The 4,249-nt window shown below is 61.2% G+C and carries 6 protein-coding genes; 5 read left to right on the top strand and 1 reads right to left on the bottom strand.

What is annotated here, in order from left to right; translation table 11 throughout:
- The 4 genes from O2807_12815 to acs all read left to right on the top strand — a co-directional run.
- A partial coding sequence (locus tag O2807_12815) for a hypothetical protein (GenBank protein MDA1001381.1) occupies positions 1-380 on the top strand: 380 nt, incomplete at its 5' end.
- Positions 381-383: 3 nt separating this feature from the next.
- Entirely contained in the window at positions 384-719 is a 336-nt protein-coding gene (locus O2807_12810; GenBank protein MDA1001380.1) for a hypothetical protein, read from the top strand.
- A gap of 35 nt (positions 720-754) precedes the next feature.
- Positions 755-1,381, top strand: coding sequence for a thiamine phosphate synthase (gene thiE / locus O2807_12805; protein MDA1001379.1), 627 nt, complete (start codon positions 755-757; stop codon positions 1,379-1,381).
- Between the two features lie 134 nt (positions 1,382-1,515).
- The gene (gene acs / locus O2807_12800; protein MDA1001378.1) at positions 1,516-3,471 is read left to right on the top strand and encodes an acetate--CoA ligase; all 1,956 of its coding nucleotides are present in this window, start codon (positions 1,516-1,518) and stop codon (positions 3,469-3,471) included.
- Positions 3,472-3,549: 78 nt separating this feature from the next.
- Here the strand turns inward: acs and O2807_12795 are convergent, their stop codons facing one another.
- Entirely contained in the window at positions 3,550-3,930 is a 381-nt protein-coding gene (locus O2807_12795) for a hypothetical protein (protein ID MDA1001377.1), read from the bottom strand.
- Between O2807_12795 and O2807_12790 the strand changes: the two genes are divergently transcribed.
- On the top strand, positions 3,929-4,249 hold a 321-nt coding region (locus O2807_12790), incomplete at its 3' end, for a hypothetical protein (protein ID MDA1001376.1). The two genes, O2807_12795 and O2807_12790, sit on opposite strands and share 2 nt — an antisense overlap.

Below are 4,249 nucleotides of genomic sequence, written 5' to 3'. Positions count from 1 at the left end.
CTCCAGCCCCCTCGCCGGGGTGGTGGGCAGCTGAGGATAAGGAGGTAATGATGGCCAAATCTTCTGGATCTTCTCAGAACAAGAAAGACGAAGAGAAACCAAAGGTAACCCCTTTAGAAAAGGCTCGCCTGAATTCTTATTTTGAGGAGGGCGTTTTCGACAAGGAAAAGGAACGCATTTCTAGGTTTGGGCAACCGCTGGCGAAACCCCTGATCATCGAGTTCGATCCAGAAGAGGCCGCCGAGGGTCACTATACCCTCGTCTCGAGCGGGTTCACTTTAGGTGTGTCTGGAACTGTGTCTGTTGCGACCTCGGATGCGCAAATCGAAGCACTCGAAAAAAAGGGTATTAAATATAGGACTTTTGATTTTCAGGATTAATCGATGGCCCAGAAACCGATACCTGGAAGAAGCTCTCAACACGATTGGTGGCGATATGAGTTTCTTGTTCCTAAACAATATAACGATGGGGATTCTGTCGAAACGCTCAAGTTTGAGTGTCTTCAGATACTTCTGACGGAATTCTTTGAGGGATATAGCCAATATGCTGGATCGGGGGGATGGGCAGCGTACCCTGAGGAGGAACACTTCAAATACCAAGTTGATGTTCTCGATGATCAATTCAATGAAAAGTTTTTTGAATATTTTCGAAAGGTTTTAGAGAGATGGTTTCGTCAAGAGAAAATTTGGATGACCCGAACAAAAATCGATGTGTTGTGATTAAGGTCTCTGTCAATAAATATTAGGTTCCTGCCTTGAACGATCTACTCGATCCGATTTATCTTATCACCGATCGCCATGCGGTGCCGGAGGGCAGATTTCTCGAAACCCTCGAGGCATGCCTCTCCGGCGGCGTGCGCCTGATCCAATTCCGCGAAAAAGATCTCTCCCCGCGCGCGCGCTATGAGCTGGGCCTCGAGGTGATGGCGCTGGCCGCGCGCTTTTCCGCGCACGTGATCGTCAACGGCGATCCCGCCCTGGCCCTCGCGCTGGGCGCGGCGGGCGTCCAACTCGGCAAGGACACCCTTCCGGTCGCCGCCGTGCGCGCGCGGCTCGCCTTTGAAGGGCTGATCGGCTACTCCGCCCACGGGGAAGAGGAGGCGGCGGAAGCCTTCGCGGAGGGCGCCGATTTCATCACACTGAGCCCTGTCTTTCCGACGCGGAGTAAATTTTCCCGAGGGCCGCATCTGGGCCTTGCGCGTTTTGGCGAGACGGCGCGCAAACTTCCCGGCCCGGTCTATGCCCTGGGCGGCCTCGGGCCCGAGAGCGCCGCTGAGTGCCGCGCGGCGGGAGCGGGCGGCCTCGCCCTCATCGGCGCCCTCCTGGGCGCAGAGGATCCGGCCGCCGCCGCCCGGGACCTCCGCGAAAGATGGGGCGATTGACCCGTCTTTTCAGGGCTGCGCACAGACGCCCTTCCGGGTGCTTGAGAAATCCCCGAAAATCCACAACAATACAGACATATTCCGGCACAAAACCTGTGTAGCTGAGATTCCATCGACAAAGGTGGGGAAACCATATGGCCGATTTCACGAAATTCGACACTCTTTTGCAGGAGAAGCGGATATTCAAGCCGTCCAAGGAATTTTCCAGGAACGCGCACATCAAATCCCTTGCTGCCTACAAGAAGATGTACAAGGAATCCGTCAACTCGCCCGCCAAATTCTGGGCCAAGGTGGCGGGCGAATTCCACTGGTTCAAGAAATGGACCACCGTGCTGAAGTGGAAGGAGCCGCACGCGAAATGGTTTGTCGGCGGCAAGACGAACATTTCCTACAACTGCCTCGATCGGCACCTCACCACCTGGCGAAAAAACAAGGCGGCCCTCGTCTGGGAGGGCGAGCCGGGCGACTCCCGCATCCTCACCTATCAGGAACTCCACCGCGAGGTCTGCAAGTTTTCCAACGCCATGAAGAACGTCGGCGTCAAGAAGGGCGACCGGGTCGTCATCTACATGCCCCAGACCCCCGAAGCGGCGATCGCGATGCTCGCCTGTGCCCGCATCGGTGCGCCCCACAGCGTTGTCTTCGCGGGCTTTAGCGCAAACTCCCTGAAGGATCGCATCCAGGATGCCCAGGCAACCACCGTCCTCACCGCTGACGGCGGCTGGCGGCGCGGCAAGGTGGTGCCCCTCAAGGAGAGCACCGACGAGGCGGTGAAGGACTGCCCGAGCATCAAGCACGTCATCGTCCTGAAGCGGACCGGCACGAACGTCGGCATGAAGGAGGGGCGCGACTATTGGTGGCATAGCCTGATGGCGAGCGCATCCGCCGTCTGCCCGGCGGAGAAACTTGATTCCGAGCATCCGCTCTACATCCTCTACACGAGTGGAACGACCGGAAAGCCCAAGGGCATCGTCCATACGACCGGCGGCTACATGTGCGGCACCTACCTCACCACGAAATACGTCTTCGACCTCAAGGACGAGGACACCTTCTGGTGCACGGCCGACATCGGCTGGGTGACGGGCCACAGCTACATCGTCTACGGCCCGCTCCTCAACGGCGCCACCTCGGTCATGTACGAAGGGGCGCCGAACCACCCCGGTCCCGATCGCTTCTGGAAGGTCGTCGAGAAGTACAAGGTCAACATTTTTTACACGGCGCCGACCGCCATCCGCGCCTTCATGAAGTGGGGGGACGAGCACCCGAACGGCTGCGATCTCTCCTCCCTGCGCCTTCTGGGGACGGTGGGCGAGCCCATCAACCCCGAAGCCTGGATGTGGTACCACAAGGTGATCGGCAAGAAGAAATGCCCCATCGTGGATACCTGGTGGCAGACCGAAACGGGCGCCATCATGATCACTCCGCTCCCCGGCGCCATCCCCACCAAGCCGGGGACGGCGACGCTTCCCTTCTTCGGGGTCGTCCCCGATGTCGTGACGGAAGATGGCAAGTCGGTCGGGCCAGAGGGCGGCGGCCTGCTGGTCATCAGAAAGCCCTGGCCCTCGATGCTCCGCACCATCTGGAGGGACGACGCGCGCTACCGGAAGCAGTACTGGAGCGACGTGAAGGGCTGCTACTTCACCGGCGACGGCGCCCGCAAGGACAAGGACGGCTACATCTGGATCATGGGCCGGGTGGATGACGTGATCAACATCGCGGGCCATCGCCTCGGGACGATGGAGGTCGAAAGCGCCCTCGTCGCCCATCCCGATGTGGCCGAGGCGGCCTGCGTCGGCATCCCGCACGAGATCAAGGGCGAGTCCATCGCCGCCTTCGTCACCTTGAGGGGGGTGAACAAGAAGAACGTCGCCCTGGAGAAGGTCCTCATGGACTGGGTGGTGAAGGAGATCGGCGCCATCGCGCGGCCCGACTACATGCGCTTCACCGACGCCCTCCCCAAAACGCGGAGCGGCAAGATCATGCGGCGGCTCCTGCGCGACATCGCCTCAGGCGCCGCGCAGGTGGGCGATACCACCACGCTTGAGGATGTCTCCGTCCTCCAGAGCCTCCAGCAGTACCAGGACGAGTAGACACGGGATACGGACGATCCAAAAAGGCGGCTCCCATCCGGGGGCCGTTTTTTTGTTGGGCAGGAAAAGGAAAATGGCTCAGACTTTCGAGGATGCGGGGGGTTTTTTCTGCTTCGAGGCCTTGAGCATCTCGGCGGCGTGTCTGCGGGCGGCGGGGGTGACTTCGAGGCCCGCACCCATCCGGGCGATCTCCTCGATGCGCGCCTCGCCCTCGATGGGCTCGATGGTGGTGAAGGTCCGCCCGCCCGCGGTGCGCTTTTCGATGCGGAAGTGGATGTCCGCCAGGCTCGCCACCTGGGGCAGGTGGGTGATGACGAACACCTGGTGGTTCCGGGAGACCTCGAGCAGTTTCCTTCCCACCACCTCGGCCACGGCGCCGCCGATGCCGGCGTCCACCTCGTCGAAAATCAGGGTGGGGATGCGGTCGCCGCGCCGCAGCTCGGCCTCGAGCGCGAGCATGAGGCGGGAGAGCTCGCCCCCCGAGGCGACGCGCGCGAGGGCGGGGCGCCTCCCCGGGATTGGGGGAGAAGAAAAACTCGGCCTGATCGATCCCGTCCGACTGGAGGCGGACGGTGCCCTCATCTGTTTTGACGAAGCCCTCCGGGTCGGGGCGGCGGGCGAGGCGGGTCTCGAAGAGGGCGCCCGCGATGCCGAGTTCCGCGAGGCCTTTTCGCATTCCGCCGTCGAGCTTGCGGGCGCTCTTCTCCCGCGCTTTCGAGAGCGCAAGGGCGCGATCGGCGATCGCATCCCGCAGGCGTGCCACCTCCCCGCGAAGGCG

The sequence above is a fragment of the bacterium genome, assembly GCA_027622355.1.
Lineage (GTDB): Bacteria > UBA8248 > UBA8248 > UBA8248 > UBA8248 > JAQBZT01.
This window is presented reverse-complemented; position numbering and strand designations above follow the sequence as displayed.

Bases quoted from the DNA above. Each gene is read 5' to 3' on its own strand.
- O2807_12810 (MDA1001380.1), top strand. From the start codon at position 384: ATGGCCCAGAAACCGATACCTGGAAGAAGCTCTCAACACGATTGGTGG.
- O2807_12795 (MDA1001377.1), bottom strand. From the start codon at position 3,930: ATGCTCGCGCTCGAGGCCGAGCTGCGGCGCGGCGACCGCATCCCCACC.
- acs (MDA1001378.1), top strand. From the start codon at position 1,516: ATGGCCGATTTCACGAAATTCGACACTCTTTTGCAGGAGAAGCGGATA.